General features: G+C 67.8%; 23 protein-coding genes. 12 read left to right on the top strand and 11 right to left on the bottom strand.

Going from position 1 to position 19,726, the window contains the following annotated elements; genetic code table 11:
- Positions 1-8: 8 nt before the first annotated feature.
- The 5 genes from Q0Q47_RS25635 to Q0Q47_RS25615 all read right to left on the bottom strand — a co-directional run bounded on the left by Q0Q47_RS25635 (position 9) and on the right by Q0Q47_RS25615 (position 2,602).
- Positions 9-452, bottom strand: coding sequence for a biopolymer transporter ExbD (locus Q0Q47_RS25635; protein ID WP_293866935.1), 444 nt, complete (start codon positions 450-452; stop codon positions 9-11).
- Positions 453-480: 28 nt separating this feature from the next.
- On the bottom strand, positions 481-1,200 hold the full coding sequence (gene tolQ / locus Q0Q47_RS25630; protein ID WP_293866932.1) for a protein TolQ: 720 nt from the start codon (positions 1,198-1,200) through the stop codon (positions 481-483).
- Positions 1,201-1,407: 207 nt separating this feature from the next.
- Positions 1,408-1,851 (bottom strand): tol-pal system-associated acyl-CoA thioesterase, encoded by a 444-nt coding sequence (ybgC, locus tag Q0Q47_RS25625; protein ID WP_293866929.1) that lies wholly within the window; start codon positions 1,849-1,851, stop codon positions 1,408-1,410.
- Between the two features lie 14 nt (positions 1,852-1,865).
- Positions 1,866-2,234 (bottom strand): cell division protein ZapA, encoded by a 369-nt coding sequence (locus Q0Q47_RS25620; protein WP_293866926.1) that lies wholly within the window; start codon positions 2,232-2,234, stop codon positions 1,866-1,868.
- Between the two features lie 14 nt (positions 2,235-2,248).
- Entirely contained in the window at positions 2,249-2,602 is a 354-nt protein-coding gene (locus tag Q0Q47_RS25615) for a DUF4164 domain-containing protein (RefSeq protein WP_367278316.1), read from the bottom strand.
- A 378-nt stretch (positions 2,603-2,980) separates the two neighbouring features.
- Between Q0Q47_RS25615 and tkt the strand changes: the two genes are divergently transcribed.
- From tkt to Q0Q47_RS25575, 8 genes are all read left to right on the top strand, one after another.
- Positions 2,981-4,966, top strand: a complete 1,986-nt coding sequence (gene tkt / locus Q0Q47_RS25610; protein ID WP_293866923.1) for a transketolase — start codon at positions 2,981-2,983, stop codon at positions 4,964-4,966.
- Between the two features lie 80 nt (positions 4,967-5,046).
- A complete protein-coding gene (gene gap, locus Q0Q47_RS25605; protein WP_293866919.1) occupies positions 5,047-6,054 on the top strand; it encodes a type I glyceraldehyde-3-phosphate dehydrogenase in 1,008 nt (335 codons plus the stop codon).
- Positions 6,055-6,215: 161 nt separating this feature from the next.
- Positions 6,216-6,518, top strand: coding sequence for a hypothetical protein (locus Q0Q47_RS25600; RefSeq protein WP_293866917.1), 303 nt, complete (start codon positions 6,216-6,218; stop codon positions 6,516-6,518).
- Positions 6,515-7,708: a phosphoglycerate kinase gene (gene pgk / locus Q0Q47_RS25595; protein WP_293866915.1), complete on the top strand. Its 1,194-nt coding sequence runs from the start codon at positions 6,515-6,517 to the stop codon at positions 7,706-7,708. Before Q0Q47_RS25600 ends, pgk begins: the two co-directional genes overlap by 4 nt.
- Before the next feature lie 85 nt (positions 7,709-7,793).
- The gene (locus Q0Q47_RS25590; RefSeq protein ID WP_293866913.1) at positions 7,794-8,069 is read left to right on the top strand and encodes a hypothetical protein; all 276 of its coding nucleotides are present in this window, start codon (positions 7,794-7,796) and stop codon (positions 8,067-8,069) included.
- Positions 8,070-8,322: 253 nt separating this feature from the next.
- A complete protein-coding gene (gene fba / locus Q0Q47_RS25585; RefSeq protein ID WP_293866911.1) occupies positions 8,323-9,408 on the top strand; it encodes a class II fructose-bisphosphate aldolase in 1,086 nt (361 codons plus the stop codon).
- Between the two features lie 28 nt (positions 9,409-9,436).
- A complete protein-coding gene (locus tag Q0Q47_RS25580) occupies positions 9,437-10,087 on the top strand; it encodes a thiamine phosphate synthase (protein WP_293866908.1) in 651 nt (216 codons plus the stop codon).
- Complete coding sequence (locus Q0Q47_RS25575) at positions 10,084-11,070, top strand: tetratricopeptide repeat protein (protein WP_293866905.1); 987 nt, start codon at positions 10,084-10,086, stop codon at positions 11,068-11,070. The genes Q0Q47_RS25580 and Q0Q47_RS25575 overlap by 4 nt, the downstream gene beginning before the upstream one ends.
- A gap of 28 nt (positions 11,071-11,098) precedes the next feature.
- Here Q0Q47_RS25575 and Q0Q47_RS25570 read toward each other — a convergent pair whose 3' ends face one another.
- Together Q0Q47_RS25570 and Q0Q47_RS25565 are read right to left on the bottom strand one after the other, a co-directional pair.
- Positions 11,099-11,272: a hypothetical protein gene (locus Q0Q47_RS25570; protein ID WP_293866902.1), complete on the bottom strand. Its 174-nt coding sequence runs from the start codon at positions 11,270-11,272 to the stop codon at positions 11,099-11,101.
- Between the two features lie 126 nt (positions 11,273-11,398).
- Positions 11,399-13,306, bottom strand: coding sequence for a propionyl-CoA synthetase (locus Q0Q47_RS25565; protein WP_293866899.1), 1,908 nt, complete (start codon positions 13,304-13,306; stop codon positions 11,399-11,401).
- Positions 13,307-13,541: 235 nt separating this feature from the next.
- On the opposite strand from Q0Q47_RS25565, the gene Q0Q47_RS25560 reads away from it, so the two are divergent.
- Positions 13,542-15,170 (top strand): acyl-CoA synthetase, encoded by a 1,629-nt coding sequence (locus Q0Q47_RS25560; RefSeq protein WP_293866896.1) that lies wholly within the window; start codon positions 13,542-13,544, stop codon positions 15,168-15,170.
- 4 nt (positions 15,171-15,174) lie between these two features.
- Complete coding sequence (locus Q0Q47_RS25555; RefSeq protein WP_293866893.1) at positions 15,175-15,612, top strand: VOC family protein; 438 nt, start codon at positions 15,175-15,177, stop codon at positions 15,610-15,612.
- Positions 15,613-15,616: 4 nt separating this feature from the next.
- On the opposite strand, the gene Q0Q47_RS25550 is transcribed toward Q0Q47_RS25555, so the two are convergent.
- Positions 15,617-15,985, bottom strand: a complete 369-nt coding sequence (locus Q0Q47_RS25550; RefSeq protein ID WP_293866890.1) for a helix-turn-helix domain-containing protein — start codon at positions 15,983-15,985, stop codon at positions 15,617-15,619.
- 141 nt (positions 15,986-16,126) lie between these two features.
- Between Q0Q47_RS25550 and Q0Q47_RS25545 the strand changes: the two genes are divergently transcribed.
- Positions 16,127-16,963 carry an NAD(P)H-binding protein gene (locus tag Q0Q47_RS25545; RefSeq protein ID WP_293866887.1) on the top strand — a complete coding sequence of 279 codons (837 nt, stop codon included), beginning with the start codon at positions 16,127-16,129 and terminating at the stop codon, positions 16,961-16,963.
- Between the two features lie 30 nt (positions 16,964-16,993).
- Here Q0Q47_RS25545 and Q0Q47_RS25540 read toward each other — a convergent pair whose 3' ends face one another.
- Complete coding sequence (locus Q0Q47_RS25540; protein WP_293866884.1) at positions 16,994-17,437, bottom strand: hypothetical protein; 444 nt, start codon at positions 17,435-17,437, stop codon at positions 16,994-16,996.
- Between the two features lie 307 nt (positions 17,438-17,744).
- Between Q0Q47_RS25540 and Q0Q47_RS25535 the strand changes: the two genes are divergently transcribed.
- On the top strand, positions 17,745-17,981 hold the full coding sequence (locus Q0Q47_RS25535) for a hypothetical protein (protein WP_293866881.1): 237 nt from the start codon (positions 17,745-17,747) through the stop codon (positions 17,979-17,981).
- 103 nt (positions 17,982-18,084) lie between these two features.
- On the opposite strand, the gene Q0Q47_RS25530 is transcribed toward Q0Q47_RS25535, so the two are convergent.
- Complete coding sequence (locus Q0Q47_RS25530) at positions 18,085-19,488, bottom strand: NAD(P)(+) transhydrogenase (Re/Si-specific) subunit beta (RefSeq protein WP_293866878.1); 1,404 nt, start codon at positions 19,486-19,488, stop codon at positions 18,085-18,087.
- A gap of 5 nt (positions 19,489-19,493) precedes the next feature.
- Positions 19,494-19,726 (bottom strand): proton-translocating transhydrogenase family protein (locus Q0Q47_RS25525; protein WP_293866875.1); only part of this gene is annotated, 233 nt, incomplete at its 5' end.

Below are 19,726 nucleotides of genomic sequence, written 5' to 3'. Positions count from 1 at the left end.
CGCCCTGGTCACTTCTTCTGGGCCGGCGCCGTCACGAGCGCGACGCGCTTGTAACCGGCGGCCGTGATGGTGGCCATGACCTCGGCCACCCGGCCATAGGCGATCGTGTCGTCGCCGAAGACGTAGATGCGCTCTTCCTGACCCGTCTTGGCGACGGCCTGCAGCTTCGGCACGATCTCGTCCAGCTTGATGGGCGTCTCCATGAGATAGATCTTGCCGTCCTTGGCCACGGACACCTTGAGCGGCTGCTTGTCGACGTTGAGCGCCGCTGCGGTGGTCTGCGGCAGGTCAAGGGGCACGCCCACCGTGAGAAGCGGCGCGGCCACCATGAAGATGATGAGGAGCACCAGCATGACGTCGATGAACGGCGTCATGTTGATCTCGGACATCGGGCGGTGGCGGCGCCCGCCTCGACGGCGGCGCCCTTGTGTGCCTGCGGCGGCTGTGCTCATGGCCACGGGGATCGGCTCCTCGTCGGGGTCAGGCTGCGATGCGTTCGTCGATCTGCCGCGACAGGATCGCGGAGAACTCGTCGGCGAACCCTTCCAGGCGGCCCTGCTGCTTGGCCGCCTCGGCCTGCAGCTTGTTGTAGGCGATGACCGCCGGAATGGCGGCGAAGAGGCCTATGGCGGTGGCGAAGAGCGCCTCGGCGATGCCGGGCGCCACGACGGCGAGCGACGTGTTCTTGGAGGCCGCGATCGAGCGGAACGACGTCATGATGCCCCACACCGTGCCGAAAAGGCCGATGAACGGCGCCGATGACCCGATGGTGGCCAGCACCAGCAGCTTGGATTCCAGCCGCTCCACCTCGCGCTGGATCGAAACGTCGAGCACCTTGTCGATGCGCTGGCTCAGGCCCATGACCGAGCGGCTCGGCCCCTCGAATGAGCGCTTCCACTCGCGCATGGCCGCCACGAACACCGCCGCCATGTTGGCCGTCGGCCGGTCGGCGAGCACGCGGTAGAGCTCCTCCAGGGACTGGCCCGACCAGAAGACCTCCTCGAAGCGGTCCATGGCCTTGCGGGTGCGGGCGAACAGCAGCGTCTTGTCGACGATGATGGCCCAGCACCAGACGGAGGCTGCCAGGAGGCCGAGCATCACGAATTTGACGACGAAGTGCGCGCCCCAGAACATCGACATCAGGGAGATCTCTCCCCCTGCGGCACCAAGGCCCTGCGTGACGACGTCGGTCGGGTTCATCGGCATGATCCTTTCGTCCTGCGACGCCGTCTTGCGTCGGCGCACGGCCTGGCCGCCGGGGCATTTCCCGGACGCGGGTCGGACACCTGTCGGCAGAGCACGTGTCAGTCGCGTCCGAATCCGGCGAAACAAGGGCGCGGGCCGGGTCTCCCCGGGATCCGAGCACTCTCAGGGACGAGTTAAGGCCTCGTCAGGGTTAATGGAGGGTTACGCCCGGCTCAATTCGCTGGTCGTGCCGTCGCTTGCCGCGCTTGCGAAGGCCGAAAGGCGTTCGGCGAGCACACGAGGAAGGCGTGCGGGACGTCCCGCCACAACTCCAGCCACCAGGACCTGGGCGGTCAGGAGCACTTCGTCGCCGCGCATGACGCGCTGAGCGAGGTCGAGCGACGCGCCCTTCAGGCGCAAGGGCTCGCACTCCACGACCAGGACGTCGTCCATCCGCGCCGGGCGCAGCCAGTCGATGGTCATGCGCCGGACCATGAACGCGAAGGCCTCGTCGCGGTGGAGCGCGGCCTGGTCGATGCCGATATCGCGGATGAACTCGGTGCGCCCGCGCTCGAGGAAACGCAGATAGGAGGCGTGATAGACCACGCCGGAAAAATCCGTGTCTTCGTAGTAAACGCGCAGCGTGAAGCGGTGCGGCGAGCTCAACGGCGTAGGGTCCGTCAGGCCGCGGCGGGCGAGGCCAGCCGCTGGGCCACGGCCTCGATCCGCTGCGCGGCATCCATGACGGCCGCCGCCACGTCCCGCTCGGTCCGCCCGACCGCCTCCTCGACGAGTTGCCTCGCCTCGCCCAGGCGGGCGACCTCCGTCTCGAGGGCGGCGATGCGCGCGCGCAGTTCCTCGCGCTCGTCGACGAACGTGATGGCCGCCATCACCGTCAGCCTGTTGTCGCCGATTTCGCCGAAGGTCTGGCGCATCTGGCCGATCTTGCCGTCCACCTCGGCGGCGAGACTGCGCAGGTGATCCTCCTGCCCATCGTCGCAAGCGATGCGATAGACCTTCTCGGCGATGGTGACCGTGACCTGGGCCATGGAGCGGGCTTTCCCTAGGTTTCTTCTTGGCCGGGGCCGGCATCGCCATCGAGGACGCCACGGACGTTGTGAATGGCGCGATCGATCCGGCGGGCCAGTTCTTCGACGGTCGCGTCCAGGCGGCCGGCACGGGCCAGCGCGCCATCGAGCTCGACGGCCAGCCGGGCGCGGTCGTCCTGCATGAGGGCCAGTTCGGTCTCCAGGGAACTCTTCGAGCGTTCAGCCTCGAGCCGGCGCGAGGCAGCGGCCTCGAGGACGCCGAGCGCGGCGCCCAGGCGAGCAAGCGCCTGGTCGACGACAGCAGAGTTCAAGTCAACCTCGCCGATGCCATCGTGGTGTACGGCGGCCAGCGCACCCTTCAGAATCACAGCCCCTCCAGAGCGTTGTCGCTAAACATTTATCGCCTGCTTAAGGGAGGCGTCAATGGTGACTCAAACATCATGCACAGCGACACGTGAAGTTGATATTCGTCACAACTGCCCGCCTTACGTGAGAGTTGCTGGCGATACTGTCCGGCGGACGGACAAGAATGCTTTCACAGGCTGCGGCAAGAGTCGCCCGCGGCGTGCCGGCCGGTCCTGTATTCGTCGACGTCATCGGGAGGACGCAAAGTCCGCCCTATCCTCGTGCCGGAACGGACGCGCGGACGGGTGGCGCGGCACGCGAGTGGGCGTCCGCCGAGTGGATCAATTGACTCGACCCGGCGAGGTGTTATCAGTCCGCCAACCTTTTTGGGGCCTTCGATCATGACTTTTCGCGAACATCACGTCGCGCTCGCCAATGCAGTCCGCAGCCTGTCCATGGATGCGGTCGAAAAGGCGAAGTCCGGCCATCCTGGCCTGCCCATGGGCGCCGCCGACATCGCGACGGTCCTTTTCACGCGGTTCTTGAAGTTCGATCCGCAGAATCCCGGCTGGGCCGACCGCGACCGCTTCGTGCTGTCGGCCGGCCACGGCTCGATGCTGCTGTACGCGTTGCTGCATCTCACCGGCTACGAGGCCGTGACGCTCGACGAGCTCAAGCGCTTCCGCCAGCTGGGCTCACTCACGCCCGGGCACCCTGAATTCCGCCACACGCCCGGTGTCGAGACCACGACCGGTCCTCTCGGGCAGGGCATCGCCACGGCCGTGGGCATGGCGCTGGCCGAGCGCATCCTGGCGGCCGAGTTCGGCTCGCAGATCGTCGATCACCGCACCTACGTGCTGGCCTCGGACGGCGACCTGATGGAGGGCATCTCCCAGGAGGCGATCGCCCTCGCCGGCCACCTGCGCCTGTCGCGTCTCACGGTGCTCTTCGACGACAACGGCATCTCCATCGACGGGCCGCTGTCGCTGTCCGACAGCGTAGACCAGGTGAAGCGCTTCGAGGCCGCCGGCTGGCGGGCCGAGCGCGTCGACGGCCACGATGCCGAGGCGCTCGCCGCCGCCATCGAGCGTGCGCAGGCCTCGGACCGTCCGAGCCTCATCGCCTGCAAGACCATCATCGGCTACGGTGCCCCCAAGCGGGCCGGCACCTCCAAGGCCCATGGCGAGCCCCTGGGCGCCGAGGAACTCGCCGGCGCCAAGCTTGCGCTCAACCTGTCGCCGGAACCCTTCTCCGTGCCGTCGGACGTCCTGGCCGTGTGGCGCGAGGCGGGTGCGCGGTCGCGCGACGCGCGCTCCGCCTGGGAGAAGCGGCTCGCAGCGCTGGATCCGGCGCAGCGCGCCGAATTCGAGCGGCGCATGGCGGGAGCGTTGCCGCAGTCGTTCCCGGCCGCGGTCGCAGGCCTGAAGGCCAAGCTGTCCGCCGAGCCGCAGACCATCGCCACCCGCAAGGCGTCGGAGCTGGTCCTCGAGGTGGTGACCGAGGCGGTGCCCGAGCTGGTCCTCGGGTCGGCCGACCTGACGCCCTCCAACAACACCAAGACGAAGAACCTCGCGGTGGTTCAGCCCGGCACGCTCGCCGGCCGCTACATCCACTACGGCATCCGCGAGCACGGCATGGCCGCGGCCATGAACGGCATCGCCCTGCACGGCGGCCTGATCCCGGCGGGCGCCACCTTCATGGTGTTCACGGACTATTGCCGTCCGGCGATCCGCCTCGCCGCGCTGATGGGCATCCGGTCGATCTTCGTCATGACCCATGACTCGATCGGCCTGGGCGAGGACGGCCCCACGCACCAGCCGGTCGAGCATCTCGCCGCCTTGCGGGCCATGCCCAACCTGCTCGTGTTCCGCCCCGCGGACCCGGTCGAGACGGCGGAATGCTGGCAGCTCGCGCTGGAATCGCAGGGCGCTCCGAGCGTGCTCGCCCTCACCCGCCAGAACCTCGTCCCCTTCCGGACCGACGGGTCGGCGCAGAACCGCTCGGCGGCCGGCGCCTACGAGATCGTCGCCGCCGCAGGCGGCGAGGCGCAGGTGAGCCTCTTCGCCTCCGGATCCGAGGTCGAGATCGCCGTTGCGGCCCACAAGCTCCTTGCGGAACGCGGGATCGCGGCGCGTGTCGTGTCGGTTCCGTGCATGGAGCTCTTCGCCAGCCAGCCCGCGGCCTCCCGTTCGGCCGTCGTCGGCGACGCGCCGGTGAAGGTCGCCATCGAGGCCGGCGTGCGGATGGGATGGGACCAGATCGTCGGGTCGGACGGCATCTTCGTCGGCATGACCGGCTTCGGCGCCAGCGGGCCCTACAAGGAGCTCTACAAGCACTTCGGGATCACGGCCGAGGCCGTGGCCGAGCAGGCGGCAGCCCGCCTCTAGGGCGCGATTGTCGTTTTCGACGCAACGCGGCGACGAGCGCCGCGTTTGCCGGTGTTCCAGGATGACGTGAGGAGAAAGCCATGGCGGTTCGTGTAGCCATCAACGGGTTCGGTCGCATCGGCCGCAACGTGCTTCGTGCCATCATCGAGTCCGGTCGCACCGACATCGAGGTCGTGGCGATCAACGACCTCGGGCCGGTCGAGACCAACGCCCACCTGCTGCGCTACGACTCGGTGCATGGCCGCTTCCCGGCGACGGTCACGGTCGAGGGCGACACGATCAATGTCGGCCGCGGGCCGATCAAGGTGACCGCGATCAAGGATCCGGCCACCCTCCCCCACCGCGACCTCGGCGTCGACATCGCCATGGAGTGCACGGGCATCTTCACGGCCCGCGACAAGGCCGCGGCCCACCTCACCGCTGGCGCCAAGCGCGTCATCGTCTCGGCCCCGGCCGACGGCGCCGACTTCACGGTCGTCTTCGGCGTGAACCACGACAAGCTGACGAAGGATCACCTCGTCATCTCCAACGCGTCGTGCACGACGAACTGCCTCGCCCCGGTCGCCAAGGTCCTGCACGACGCGGTCGGGATCGAGCGCGGCATGATGACGACGATCCATTCCTACACGGGCGACCAGCCGACGCTCGACACGATGCACAAGGATCTCTACCGCGGCCGCGCCGCCGCGCTGTCGATGATCCCGACCTCGACCGGCGCGGCCAAGGCCGTGGGCCTGGTGCTGCCGGAGCTCAACGGCAAGCTCGACGGCTTCGCCCTGCGCGTGCCGACCCCGAACGTGTCGGTCGTGGACCTGAAGTTCATCGCCAAGCGCGCGACGTCGAAGGACGAGATCAACGCGGCCATCAAGGCGGCGGCCGACGGCCCGCTGAAGGGCGTGCTCGGCTACACCAACGACAAGAACGTCTCGATCGACTTCAACCACGACAGCCACTCGTCCATCTTCCACATGGACCAGACCAAGGTCATGGAGGGCACGCTGGTGTCGATCCTGTCCTGGTACGACAACGAGTGGGGCTTCTCGAACCGCATGTCCGACACGGCCGTCGCCCTCGGCAAGCTGATCTGACGCGCAGCGCGGTTTTACGGTCTTCCAACGGCGTCGTCCTCACGGACGGCGCCGTTTTCGTTTTCACGCCGGCACGGCCGCGCATTCATTTTTTCTGACCGGGTTGCTATCATGGCTCCTGTTTCAAGGATCGCTTTTCACCCGAACGTTTCGAGGATGCCATGATCGCCGCCGAGGATCCGATGATCGAGATGCGCCTCAAGGCCCTGGAAACGCGGTCCGAACGCCAAGAAGCCTCGCTCCAGCGGCTCGAGGTGATGTGCGCAAGGATTGAAGGCACCGTTGCACAACTGCCGAAATCTGCAGATCTGACGGCGATCAGGTCCGATATGGCCGTCATGAGATCAGACGTCGCGGAATTGCGCGGTCGCATCGCGATGCTGCCAACGTGGTGGATGCTTGTTGTCGCCCTGATTGCTACATGGGGCGCCGGTGTAGCCCTCGTGAGATTTGGATTGAGATGACAGCCTTCCGCACCCTCGACGACGCCGACCTCGCCAACAAGCGCGTGCTGCTGCGCGTGGACCTCAACGTCCCCATGGAGGACGGCAAGGTCACCGACGCGACCCGGATCGAGCGGATCCTGCCGACGATCCGCGAAATCGCGGACAAGAAGGGCAAGGTGATCCTGCTGGCGCATTTCGGCCGGCCGAAGGGACGCGATCACAAGGAGACGCTGGCGCCGGTCGCCCAGGCCCTCGCCGCGCATCTCGGCCGGCCGGTGGCCTTCGCCGACGACTGCATCGGAGACGCCGCCAAGGCCGCGGTCGACGCCATGAAGCCGGGCGACGTGCTCTGCCTGGAGAACACCCGCTTCCACAAGGAGGAGGAGAAGAACGATCCGGCCTTCGTGAAGGCGCTCGCGGCCAACGGCGACGTCTGGGTCAGCGACGCGTTCTCCGCGGCCCATCGTGCGCACGCCTCGACGGAGGGCTTGGGCCACGTGCTCCCCGCCTATGCGGGCCGCACCATGCAGCAGGAGGTGGAGGCGCTGTCGAAGGCGCTCGAGGCGCCGAAGCGGCCGGTCCTGGCCGTGGTGGGCGGCGCCAAGGTCTCGACCAAGCTCGAACTCCTCGGCAACCTCGTGAAGAAGGTCGACATCCTGGTGATCGGCGGCGGCATGGCCAACACGTTCCTGGCCGCGCAGGGCAAGGCCGTCGGCAAGTCGCTGTGCGAGAAGGATCTGCTGGACACCGCCCGGTCGATCCTGGAAACGGCCGCGCAGGCCAAGTGCGACATCGTCCTGCCGGTGGATGCGGTGGTGGCGGGCGAATTCAAGGCCCACGCGGCCAACAAGGTCGTGTCGGTCGACGCGGTCGGGTCCGACGAGATGATCCTCGACATCGGACCCGTCTCCGTCGCGACGGTCGCCGCGCGGCTCGCCGCGGCGAGCACCCTGGTGTGGAACGGGCCGTTCGGTGCCTTCGAACTGGCGCCCTTCGATGCCGGCACGGTGGCGGTAGCCCGCGAGGCGGCACGGTTGACGAGCGCGGGCAAGCTCCTGTCGGTGGCGGGGGGCGGCGATACCGTCGCGGCGCTCAACCATGCGGGCGTGGCCGACGACTTCTCCTACGTGTCCACGGCGGGCGGTGCCTTCCTCGAATGGCTCGAGGGAAAGCCGCTGCCGGGGGTCGAGGTTCTGCGCAAGCGGTGAGAATGTTCGCTTTTCGTTCTTGAAGCGACATCGGGTCGCGTCTAGTCTTGCAGTGTTTCAGAACCTCGTTTTTCAGGAGCACTGCATGACCGGCCTTGCGGGTACGTCCGAGCGCGACAGTCTTGCGCGCATCGAAGCCGAACTGGCCGCCATGCGGCAGGAGACGGTGGCCCGGCTCGACATGATCCACCGCCGGTTCGACGCGATGGACGAGAGCCTGGACAGGCTCGAGGGGGTCGGAAGGCGGCACTCCGCCGAGGTTTCCGGCCTGATCTTCATGGGCAAGGCGATGGCGGGGCAATGGTCGCTCGAGATCGCCGAGCTCGACCGCAGGCTCACGGCGCTCGAAAGCTCGGAGTGACCGATGCGGCCCCGATGCGGGAGCTCCGCACGGGGCGCCGCCTGGCGCGATGCCCCAATCCCGCCCCAGCCGCGCGTTACTCACGCGCGGCCCGGCCTTGTTTCCGTCGGTAAGGTTGACTTGAGTTCGTCGAAGGAACGAGAGCCTGGGCGAAGGACTTTGCCTTCCGGGTGATTTTGCCGCAGATGAAAATGCTCTAGTCAGGGCCGCGGTTGTATAGGGGACGGCACCCAGGGAGCCGAGGGAGACCACGATGGCACGCATCACGCTGAGGCAGCTTCTCGATCACGCCGCCGAGCACGGCTACGGCGTTCCGGCCTTCAACATCAACAACATGGAACAGGCGCTGGCGATCATGTCGGCCGCCGACGCCGTCGATGCGCCGGTCATCATCCAGGCCTCGCGCGGCGCCCGCCAGTACGCCAACGACATCATGCTGAAGCACATGATGGACGCGGTCACCGAGATCTACCCGCACATCCCCGTCTGCGTGCACCTCGATCATGGCAACAACGCCGCGACCTGCATGACCGCCATCCAGGCCGGCTTCACCTCGGTCATGATGGACGGCTCGCTGAAGGAAGACGGCAAGACCCCCGGCGACTGGGAGTACAATGTCGGCGTCACCCGCAAGGTGGTCGACATGGCCCATCTGGGCGGCATTTCGGTCGAGGGCGAGCTGGGCGTTCTGGGCTCGCTCGAAACGGGCATGGGCGACAAGGAAGACGGCCACGGCGCCGAGGGCAAGCTCTCGCACGACCAGTTGCTGACCAACCCGGCGGAGGCCGTCGAGTTCGTGCGGGCCACCAAGGTGGATGCGCTGGCGATCGCCATGGGCACGTCGCACGGCGCCTACAAGTTCTCGCGCAAGCCCGACGGCGCGATCCTGGCGATGCACGTCATCGAGGAAATCCACCGGCTGCTGCCGAACATGCATCTCGTGATGCACGGTTCGTCCTCGGTCCCGCAGGATCTCCAGGACATCATCAACCAGTACGGCGGCAAGATGCCCCAGACCTGGGGCGTTCCGGTCGAGGAAATCCAGCGCGGCATCAAGAACGGCGTCCGCAAGATCAACATCGACACGGACAACCGCATGGCCATGACCGGCCAGATCCGCAAGGTGCTCTCCGAGCATGCCGGCGAGTTCGACCCGCGCAAGTATCTCAAGCCCGCCATGGACGCCATGACCAAGCTGTGCAAGCAGCGGCTCGAGGAGTTCGGCACCGCCGGCAAGGCGTCGAAGATCGGCCGCATCCACACGCTCGCCGACATGGCGAAGCTTTATTCGGCCGGAAAGCTCGATCCGACCTTTGCCACGGCGAAGGCGGCAGAGTAATCCTGCGCCGATTCTTCGAGGCATCGACATGAGCGAACGCGCCCGCCTGGTGCTCGTCACCCCCGCCCCCTCCGAAGGGGCGGAGTGGCCGGGCGCGCTCGCCGACCAGCTTGCCGCGGCCGCCCGCGGCGGTCGCATCGACGCGATCATCGTCCGCCTTCCCCGGCTGGACGACCGCACGGTGATCAAGCTTCTCAAGCCGATCGTCCCGGTGGCGCAGGAGCACGGCTCCGCCGTGCTGCTGGAGGACGCACCGGCCCTGGTCGCCCGGTCCGGCGCCGACGGCGTTCACCTCACCGGGCTGGAAGGCCTTCGTGACGCGCTGGAGACGCTCCGGCCGCAGGAACGCATCGTGGGTGTCGGGGGCCTGCGGGCCCGGCACGATGCGATGGAAGCGGCGGAGGCCGGCGTCGATTACGTGATGTTCGGCGAACCCCGTCGCGATGGCACCGCACCGCCCTTCCCCGCCGTCCTCGAGCGGGCCGGATGGTGGGCGGAAGTCTTCGAGACCCCCTGCGTCGCCCATGTCGAAAGCCTCGAGGGCGTCGAGCCGATGGCGGCCACCGGGTGCGAGTTCGTCGCCGTCGGTGACGCCGTCTTCAACCATCCGGATGGACCGGAGGCGGGTGTGCGCGAGGCGCTGGCCGCGATCGAGGCGGCTCCCGTGATCGAGCGATGAGACGTCGGGCAGGTCTCGCGGCCGCCGGCCTTCTGCTCCTCGCGGGGCTCGCCAGAGCCCAGACGGGAACGCCTGCCTCCCCGACGGCGCCTCAGTCCCTGGCGCCTCCGGCCGCCCCCGCCGAACTGCAGGCCCCGGAGGCGAGCACCCGTCCCGACGTCGACTTCGCCTACGCCGCCTACCAGCGCGGGCTGTATTTGACGGCCTTTCGCGAAGCCACCCGGCGCATCGAGGCGGACCCGAACGACTCGGCGGCCATGACCCTGATCGGCGAGCTCTACGCCAACGGCTTCGGCGTCCGGCAGGACTGGAGCAAGGCCGCCGACTGGTACCGGCTGGCTTCGCAGCGGGGCGATCCCCAGGCATCCTACGCCCTCGCGATGCAGATGCTCGACGGCCGCGGCGTGCCGAAGGACAGCGCCGGCGGGCGCCGTCTGCTCGCCACCGCGGCCGACAAGGTTCCCGCCGCCGCCTACGCCATGGGGCTCCTGCTCCTCGAGGACAACAAGCCGGAGAGCGACCGCCGCGCGGCGTCGCTCATGCGCTTCGCTGCCGATGCCTCGGAGTCCGAGGCGCAGTACGCCATGGCGCTCCTCTACAGGCAGGGGCGCGGGGTCGAGAAAGACCCCAGCGAGATGCTGCTGTGGATGGCCCGCGCGGCGGCGAACCGCAGCGCCGCGGCACAGGTCGACTACGGCATCATGCTCTTCAACGGGGACGTGGTCCCCAAGAACGAGGAGGCGGCCGCCCGCTACTTCCAGCGCGCGGCCGAGCGCGGCAATGCGGTGGCGCAGAACAGGCTGGCGCGCCTCTACGCCTCGGGCCGCGGCGTTTCGAAGAACCTGATCGAGGCCGGGAAGTGGCACCTGCTCGCCAACGAGCGCGGTGTCGCCGATGGGTTCCTCGACCAGATCTTGCGCGACATGAAGCCCGAGGACAGGGCCCGCTCCGAGGAAGCCGCGCGGAAGTGGCGAGGCGACTGACCGGGCAACGCGGTCGCCGCAGGCGCCCTCAGCGCTCGCAGACCTTCTTGGACGTGCTCTTCGAGCCATCCTTGCAGACGAATTTGCCCGCCTCGCAGCGATCGACCCCGCCCTTCTTGCCGGAGCAGGGTTCGCGCTTGGCGGCAAGCGTCGGGGTGGCGGCAATCGCGAGGATCGAGAAGGCGAGGACGAGACGGCGCATGGCGGATCTCCGGGCGCAGGGTTGCTGACGCCCGCAAGCCAAGCATGCCGGAGAGCCTGCCGAAACGAACGGCCGATTGAACTCGCGCCGCGCCGGGCGTCGCGATTCCCGCGCGACGCGCAACCGTCAGACCACGCCCTTGCCGTGGAGCGCCGAGGCGATCTCGTCGAGGACGGCCGGGTCGTCGATGGTGGCCGGCATTGACCACGTGTCGCCGTCGGCGATCTTCTTCATCGTGCCGCGCAGGATCTTGCCCGAACGGGTCTTGGGCAGCCGGTTGACGGTGATCGCGATCTTGAAGGCAGCCACGGGCCCGATCTTGTCGCGCACCAGCTGGACGATCTCCTTCTCGATCTCGAGCGGCGACCGGTTGACGCCGCTCTTGAGCACCACGAACCCGCAGGGCTGCTCGCCCTTGAGCGCGTCCTTGATGCCGATCACGGCGCATTCGGCGACGTCCGGGTGCGACGCCAGGACCTCTTCCATCCCCCCGGTCGAGAGCCGGTGGCCGGCGACGTTGATGATGTCGTCGGTGCGCCCCATGATGAACAGGTAGCCGTCCTCGTCGACGAAGCCGGCGTCCGAGGTGTTGTAGAAGCCCGGGAAGGCGGAGAGATAGCTCTCCTTGAACCGGTCGTCCGCCTGCCAGAGCGTCGGCAGGGCGCCGGGCGGCAGAGGCAGCTTCACGACGATCGATCCCATGGTGTTGGGCGGGACGGGCTTGCCGCCCTCGTCGACCACCTGCACGTCCCAGCCGGGCATCGGCACGGTCGGGGACCCGTGCTTCACCGGCAGCCCGCCCAGTCCGAGCGGGTTGCCGACGATCGGCCAGCCGGTCTCCGTCTGCCACCAGTGGTCGATCACGGGAACGCCGAGGATGCGCTCGGCCCAGGCCACGGTGTCCGGGTCCGCCCGCTCGCCCGCCAGGAACAGGGCCCGGAAGCGGCTCATGTCGTAGCGTGCGAGGAGTTCGGCCCGAGGATCCTCCTTCTTGATCGCCCGGAACGCGGTCGGTGCCGTGAACAGGATCCGGATGTCGTATTCGGAGATCATCCGCCAGAACGCACCGGCATCGGGCGTGCCGACCGGCTTGCCCTCGTAGACCACGGTCGTCGCTCCGATCAGCAGGGGGGCGTAGACGATGTAGCTGTGGCCCACGACCCAGCCGACGTCGGACGCCGCCCAGAAGACTTCGCCCGGCCTGGCGCCGTACATGTTCGCCATCGACCAGGCGAGAGCCACCATGTGCCCGCCATTGTCGCGGACGACGCCCTTCGGCTTGCCGGTGGTCCCGGACGTGTAGAGAACGTAGAGCGGGTCGGTCGAGGCCACGGGAACGCAGGGCGCCTTCCGTCCCGCCGCCTTCGCCGCCGCGACGGCCTGCGCCCAGTCGAGGTCCCGCCCCTCGACCATGCCGGCGGCCGCCTGGGCGCGCTGCAACAGCAGAACGCCATCGGGCTTGGAGGAGGAGAGCGCGATCGCCTCGTCGAGGAGCGGCTTGTAGGCCACCACGCGGTTCGGCTCGATGCCGCAGGAGGCGGTGAGAATGGCCTTCGGCTTCGCATCATCGATGCGCGTCGCGAGTTCCTTGGCCGCGAACCCGCCGAACACCACGGAATGGACCGCCCCGATGCGGGCGCAGGCGAGCATGGCGATCACCGCCTCGGGGATCATCGGCATGTAGACGATGACGCGGTCGCCCTTGGCGACGCCCATGTCCTGCAGCACGGCGCCGAGGGCCTCGACCTCGCCGAGCAGGTCCCGGTAGGTCAGCGTGCGCTTCGCCCCCGTCACCGGGCTGTCGTAGATCAGCGCCGCCTGCTCGCCCCGCGAGGCGGCATGCCGGTCCACCGCGTTCCAGCAGGTGTTGCAGAGGGCGCCGGGAAACCAGCGGCCATAGGCCCCCTCGGCGGCATCGAACACGGCATCGGGCTGGCGGATCCAGTCGATGGCGGACGCAGCATCGCCCCAGAACGCCTCCGGCTCCTTGCGCCAGCGAGCATAGGTCTCGTGATAGGCGGTGGCTGCGGACATGACGCTCTCCCTTGCCGGTAGACGGGTGTCTCATCCCTTCATTGTGCTGCTGCGTAGCATTGCGGACCGTCGCGCGTCAGAGCGACTTTCGATGAACGGAAAAGTCCGGAGCCCTCGGACCTTCGTCCGATCGCCACCGGCCGTCGGCGTGGACGCATGCCTCTCGCCAAAAGCCGGATTCCACCTTCTCGCAGCATGCTCTAGGGTTCCGCCAACACCGGGAGGGACCTCATTCATGGCCGCGTCGCCCTACGACACCGATCTGGACCGCAATCCGGCGAATTTCCAGCCGCTGACGCCCCTCACCTTCCTCGAGCGGGCCGCGCAGGTGTTTCCGGAGCGCACGGCGATCGTCCATGGCGCGCTGCGCCGGTCCTACAAGGACTTCCACACGCGCGCCTGCCGTCTCGCCTCGGCGCTGGCCAGGCGCGGCATCGGACGCGGCGACACGGTGGCCGTGATGCTCGCCAACACGCCCGCCATGCTGGAGTGCCACTACGGCGTGCCGATGACCGGCGCGGTGCTGAACACGCTCAATACCAGGCTGGACGCGGCCATCATCGCGTTCTCCCTCGACCACGGCGAAGCCAAGGTGCTGATCACCGACCGGGAGTTCGCGAAGATCGTGAAGCCCGCCCTCGAGCTCGCCAAGGTGAAGCCACTGGTGATCGACTACGACGATCCCGAGTTCACCGGCCCCGGCGAACGGCTCGGAGAGCTCGAATACGAGGCGTTCCTGTCCGAGGGAGAACCGGTCTTTGCCCGGCGCCATCCGCTCGACGAGTGGGATGCGATATCGCTCAACTACACGTCCGGCACCACGGGGAACCCGAAGGGCGTCGTCTACCATCACCGCGGCGCGTATCTGCTGGCGCAGGGCAATGTCGTGACCTGCGGCATGGGCAAGCATCCCGTCTACCTGTGGACGCTGCCCATGTTCCACTGCAATGGCTGGTGCTTCCCCTGGTCGATCTCGGTCGTGGCCGGGACCCATGTCTGCCTGCGGCAGGTCCGGGCCGCAGCGATGTACGACGCCATCGCGACGCACAAGGTGACGCATCTGTGCGGCGCGCCGATCGTCATGTCGACGCTGCTCAACGCGCCGGCCGCGGAGAAGAAGCCTCTGCCGCACGTGGTCGAGTTCTTCACGGCCGCGGCGCCACCGCCGGAAGCCGTCCTGGCGGCGATGAAGGCGGCCGGCTTCAACGTCACGCATCTCTACGGGCTGACGGAGACCTACGGGCCGGCCGTGGTGAACGACTGGCATGCGGAGTGGAACGACCTCGAGCCGGCCGCGCAGGCCGCCAGGAAGGCGCGGCAGGGCGTCCGCTACCTCGCGCTGGAGGCCCTCGACATCATCGATCCCGCCACCATGGAAGCGGTGCCCGCCGATGGCCAGACCATGGGCGAGGCGATGTTCCGCGGCAACGTCGTGATGAAGGGCTATCTCAAGAACCCGAAGGCGACGCAGGAGGCCTTCGCGGGCGGCTGGTTCCACTCCGGCGACCTCGGCGTCAAGCATCCCGACGGCTACATCCAGCTCAAGGACCGCTCGAAGGACATCATCATCTCGGGCGGAGAGAACATCTCCTCCATCGAGGTCGAGGACGCGCTGTTCAAGCATCCCGCCGTGCAGGCCGCGGCCGTGGTCGCCAAGCCCGACGACAGGTGGGGCGAGACGCCCTGCGCCTTCATCGAACTCAAGCCGGAGCACATGGCCACGGCGGAGGACCTGATCGCCTGGTGCCGGCAGCATCTCGCCGCCTACAAGTGCCCGCGCCACATCGTCTTCACCGAGCTTCCCAAGACCTCGACCGGGAAGATCCAGAAGTTCAAGCTGCGCGAGATGGCGAAGGACGCGTGAGGTCATGAAGAAGCGCACGGGCGAGCCCTTCATGCCCGCCCCGGCCTACGGGGCGACGTTGTCCGGGCTCTCCGTGAACCTCCTGGTCCGCGACATGGATCGGGCCCTGGTGTTCGCCAGGGAGGTCCTCGGCGCCGCGGTGGTCTATGCCGACGCGGACTTCGCGGTGCTGAGGCATGGCGGCGCCAAGTGGATGCTGCACGCCGACCACACCTATCTCGACCATCCGCTGCACGGAAGCCTGGCCGCCGGCGATGCCCGCGGCGTCGGCGCCGAATTGCGGCTCCATGGCTGCGATCCCGACGCGGCCCAGGCGGCGGCGCGGGCCCACGGCTTCACGGTCCTGGCCGGCGCCATGGACAAGCCCCATGGCCTGCGGGAGTGCCACATCCTCGACGACGAGGGGTATGTCTGGGCGCCTGACGTGCCTTTGCGCCGCTGACCGCCTACGCCGCCGCGTCGTAGCGACGCTGGGCCTCCATCACCCGCTCGATGTTGGCCTCGGCCCAGCGCGTCAGGTCGGCCATGATGGCGCGCAGCGTCAGGCCGAGTTCGCTGATCCGGTACTCGACCGTCACGGGCACCGTCGCGAACACCTCGCGCTCGACCAGGCCGTCACGTTCCAGCCCCTTCAGTGTCTGGGACAGCATCTTCGCCGAGATTCCGGGAACGTCCCTTCGCAACTGATTGAAGCGGCGCGGTCCGGCCGCCAGGAGCGCGAGGATCAGGACGGCCCAGCGGTCGCCGATCCGATCGAGCACCATGCGCGTCGGACAGCCGTCCATGTAGCAGTCGAAGCGCTTGCCTGCAGGCATGGCCTGCTCCTTCCAGTTACCGCCCGGTGACTTGGTCACGTTCCGGTGCGTTCTTGCGGCACCGCTCACCCTAGGCTACCTGCTCTCTATCGGAAACTGGTTTCCGATAGAAACCTCGTCCTTGAAACGTGGGAGCAGTCGATGAGCAAGACCATTCTGGTTCTGGGAAGCACGGGCAATGTCGGCGTGCCGCTGGTGCGGGCCCTTGCCGAGGCCGGCGCAACGGTGCGGGCCGCATCGCGAAAGGGATCTCCGGTGGCCGGCGCCATCCCGGTGCGCTTCGACTATGCGGACCCCGCCACGTTCGGCCCCGCGCTGGACGGTGCCGACGCGGTCTACGTCCTGGCGCCCACAGGCACCGTCGATGCGCCCGCGGTCCTGAACCCGGTCATCGACGCGGCGGTGGAGCGTGGCGCCAAGGTTGTGCTGCAGACCGCCTTCGGCGTGAACACCGACGATGCGATCCCGCTGCGACAGGTCGAGCGCAGGCTGGAGGGGTCGGGCGTCCCCCACGTCATCCTTCGGCCGAACTGGTTCGCCGACAACTTCCACCTGTTCTGGGTGCACGACATCCGTCAGGGCCGCATCGCGGTTCCCGCAGCCGATGGGCGGAGTGCCTTCATCGACGCGCGGGACATCGCGCTGGCGGCGGCCGGCGCCCTCACCCAGAGCCAATTCGACGGGCAGGCCATCGATCTCACGGGTCCGGCGGCCCTGTCCTACGCGGAGGCCGCGGCGGTGCTGTCCGAGGCGACCGGACGCCCGATCCGCTACGAGCCGACCGACGATCCGACGTTCGTTGCCAATCTCGTGGCCGGCGGCGTGCCGTCCGCCTATGCGACGTTCCTCGCCGCGATCTTTTATCCGGTTCGCGAAGGCTGGACCGCAGCGGTCACGGACGGGGTCGAGCGCCTTTCGGGGCGTCCCGGGCGGACCCTCGCCGACTACGCGCGCGACAACGCTCATCGGTTGGCTTGACCCGCAGCCCGCGGTTCGGAGGCCGGCGCTTCAGTCGCTGGCCTCTTCTTGCTCGGTGCGGACCACCCTCAGGTGCTGGCGCCTGGCCGAGGCCCTGTACTCCTCCAGAACGGCCGAGAGATCGTCATTCGAGGCAGCGGGCTTCGTGTCCTTGGCGTCCATGCCGGCCAGGACGTCGATGAGGTCCAGTATCTGCTGGTGCTGGGCGCCGACGACCTCGGACAGGGTCTGGAACTCGGAGATGAGATCGGTTAGATCGTCGCGGCCACGCTTGGCCGGCGCTGGCGGCGGCGGCACGGCGCCGCGATGGGACGCCACGGGCAGAAGCGTCACTCTCAGGTGATGCCCGCCCTCATCCTTGCCGCGCGCGACGAAATAAGGGGTGCCCACCCGGCGGCCATAGCGGTCGAGCAGGAGCTTCAGGCGGTCGAGACACGCCATTGCGCGTATTTCATCGTCATCGATCCGCGCCATGCGTTTCTTCCTGCCCCGCTTTCGCATTCAGTATAGGACCGCCGACGAGTCCCTGTCAGTTGCGCAATCACCGATTGTTAGGTGACCTTACATTCAAATGCCCGTGAGCCGCGTGTATTAACTTTTGTCATGTCGTTGGTGGACAAGTCACCGTCGGATGATCAAGATGTTTCGGTGGGCGTTACAGGATTGATCCTCATTTTCGTCGCGAGTGGTATAATGACGGTACCTCTCGTGGTTCAAGACCCCCGAACGGAAGGATTGCGCGTGCGGTGTTCTCCCATGATTGCAGCCTGGGCTTCGCATCATGACACCTGATATCGACCGGCAAGGCTTCTCCACCCGGACGGCCGCCCTGCTTGACGCCACCGCCAACGTCATCACGGCCCACTCGCAGTTCCTCGATGCGCTCAAGAACAGCGTCGGCGAAGAGGATCCTCGCGTGCTGTCCTTCATCGGGTCCTTCGAAAGCCTCACCGCCAATTTCGAGGCGATCAGCCAGGCCATGGTCGAGCACCTCGTGGTGCTGGCCCGCAAGGACTGACGCGCGCGCCGTCAGGGCCGTCGCGACGACCGGCCCCTCGAACGAAAAAGGGCCGCCCGAAGGCGGCCCCGATCCCATGACTGCTGCTGCCGACGCTGCCGGCTCAGTGCGCCATCGCCTTGTTGATGTCCTCGACCATCTTCTTGGCGTCGGCGAAAAGCATCAGCGTGTTGTCCTTGAAGAACAGCTCGTTCTCGACGCCGGCGTAGCCCGAGCCCATGCCGCGCTTGATGAACAGCACGGTCTTGGCCCTCTCGACGTCGAGGATCGGCATACCGAAGATCGGCGAGGTCGGATCGGTCTTCGCCGCGGGGTTGGTGACGTCGTTGGCGCCGATGACGAAGGCCACGTCGGCCTGCGAGAACTCCGAGTTGATGTCCTCGAGCTCGAACACCTCGTCGTAGGGCACGTTGGCCTCGGCGAGAAGGACGTTCATGTGGCCCGGCATGCGGCCGGCGACGGGATGGATGGCGTACTTCACCTCCACCCCTTCCTTCTTCAGGTTGTCGGCCATCTCGCGCAGCGCGTGCTGCGCCTGGGCGACCGCCATGCCGTAGCCCGGCACGATGATGACCTTCGACGCGTTCTTCATCATGAAGGCGGCGTCGTCGGCCGAACCCTGCTTGACCGGGCGCGTCTCCTTCACGCCCGAGGCGGCCGCGGCGGTCTCGCCGCCGAACCCGCCCAGGATGACGGAGATGAACGAGCGGTTCATGCCCTTGCACATGATGTAGGACAGGATCGCGCCGGAGGAGCCGACCAGCGCGCCCGTGATGATGAGCGCGAGGTTGCCGAGCGTGAAGCCGATGCCGGCCGCAGCCCACCCCGAGTAGGAGTTCAGCATCGACACGACGACGGGCATGTCCGCGCCGCCGATCGGGATGATGATGAGCACACCGAGAAGGAAGCTCGCCAGGCAGATCAGCCAGAAGACCGTGTGGCTCTCGGTGCGGACGAAGATCACGATCAGCACCAGCAGCAGCAGCGCCAGCGCGATGTTGATGAGATGGCGCTGCGGCAGCATGATCGGCTTGCCGCTCATGCGTCCGTCGAGCTTGAGGAAGGCGATCACCGAGCCGGTGAACGTGATGGCGCCGATGGCCACGCCGAGCACCATTTCCACGAGGCTGGCCCCGTGGATCTGGCCGGGCGCGCCGATGCCGAAGGCGGCCGGGGCATACAGCGCGCCGGCGGCGACCATCACGGCGGCGAGGCCGACCAGCGAATGGAAGAACGCGACGAGCTGCGGCATCGCCGTCATGGGGATGCGCTTGGCCACCACCGCGCCGGCGCCGCCGCCGATGCCGAGGCCGACGATGAGCAGGGCCCAGCCCATGACGCCGTGAGGCGGCGACAGGATCAGCGTCGTGACCATGGCGATGGCCATGCCGACCATGCCGTACAGGTTGCCCTGGCGGCTGGAGGCCGGCGAGGACAGGCCGCGCAGCGCCATGATGAACAGGACGCCGGCGACGAGGTAGAGAAGGGCTGCGACGTTCGCGCTCATCGGCCTCAGCCCTTCTTCTTGTACATGGCGAGCATCCGCTGGGTGACCAGGAAGCCGCCGAAGATGTTCACGCTGGCGAGGATGAGCGCCACGAAGCCCAGCATGCGGGCCCAGAGCGGTCCGTCGTCGCCCGGGGCTCCCGCGTCCACGCCCACCGCGAGCAGCGCGCCGACCACGATCACCGAGGAGATCGCGTTGGTGACCGACATCAGCGGCGTGTGCAGCGCCGGCGTCACCG

This window comes from uncultured Alsobacter sp. (genome assembly GCF_945952055.1).
Lineage (GTDB): Bacteria > Pseudomonadota > Alphaproteobacteria > Rhizobiales > Beijerinckiaceae > Alsobacter.
Note: the sequence above shows the minus strand (reverse complement) of the source record. Positions and strands in the feature narration are given on the sequence as shown.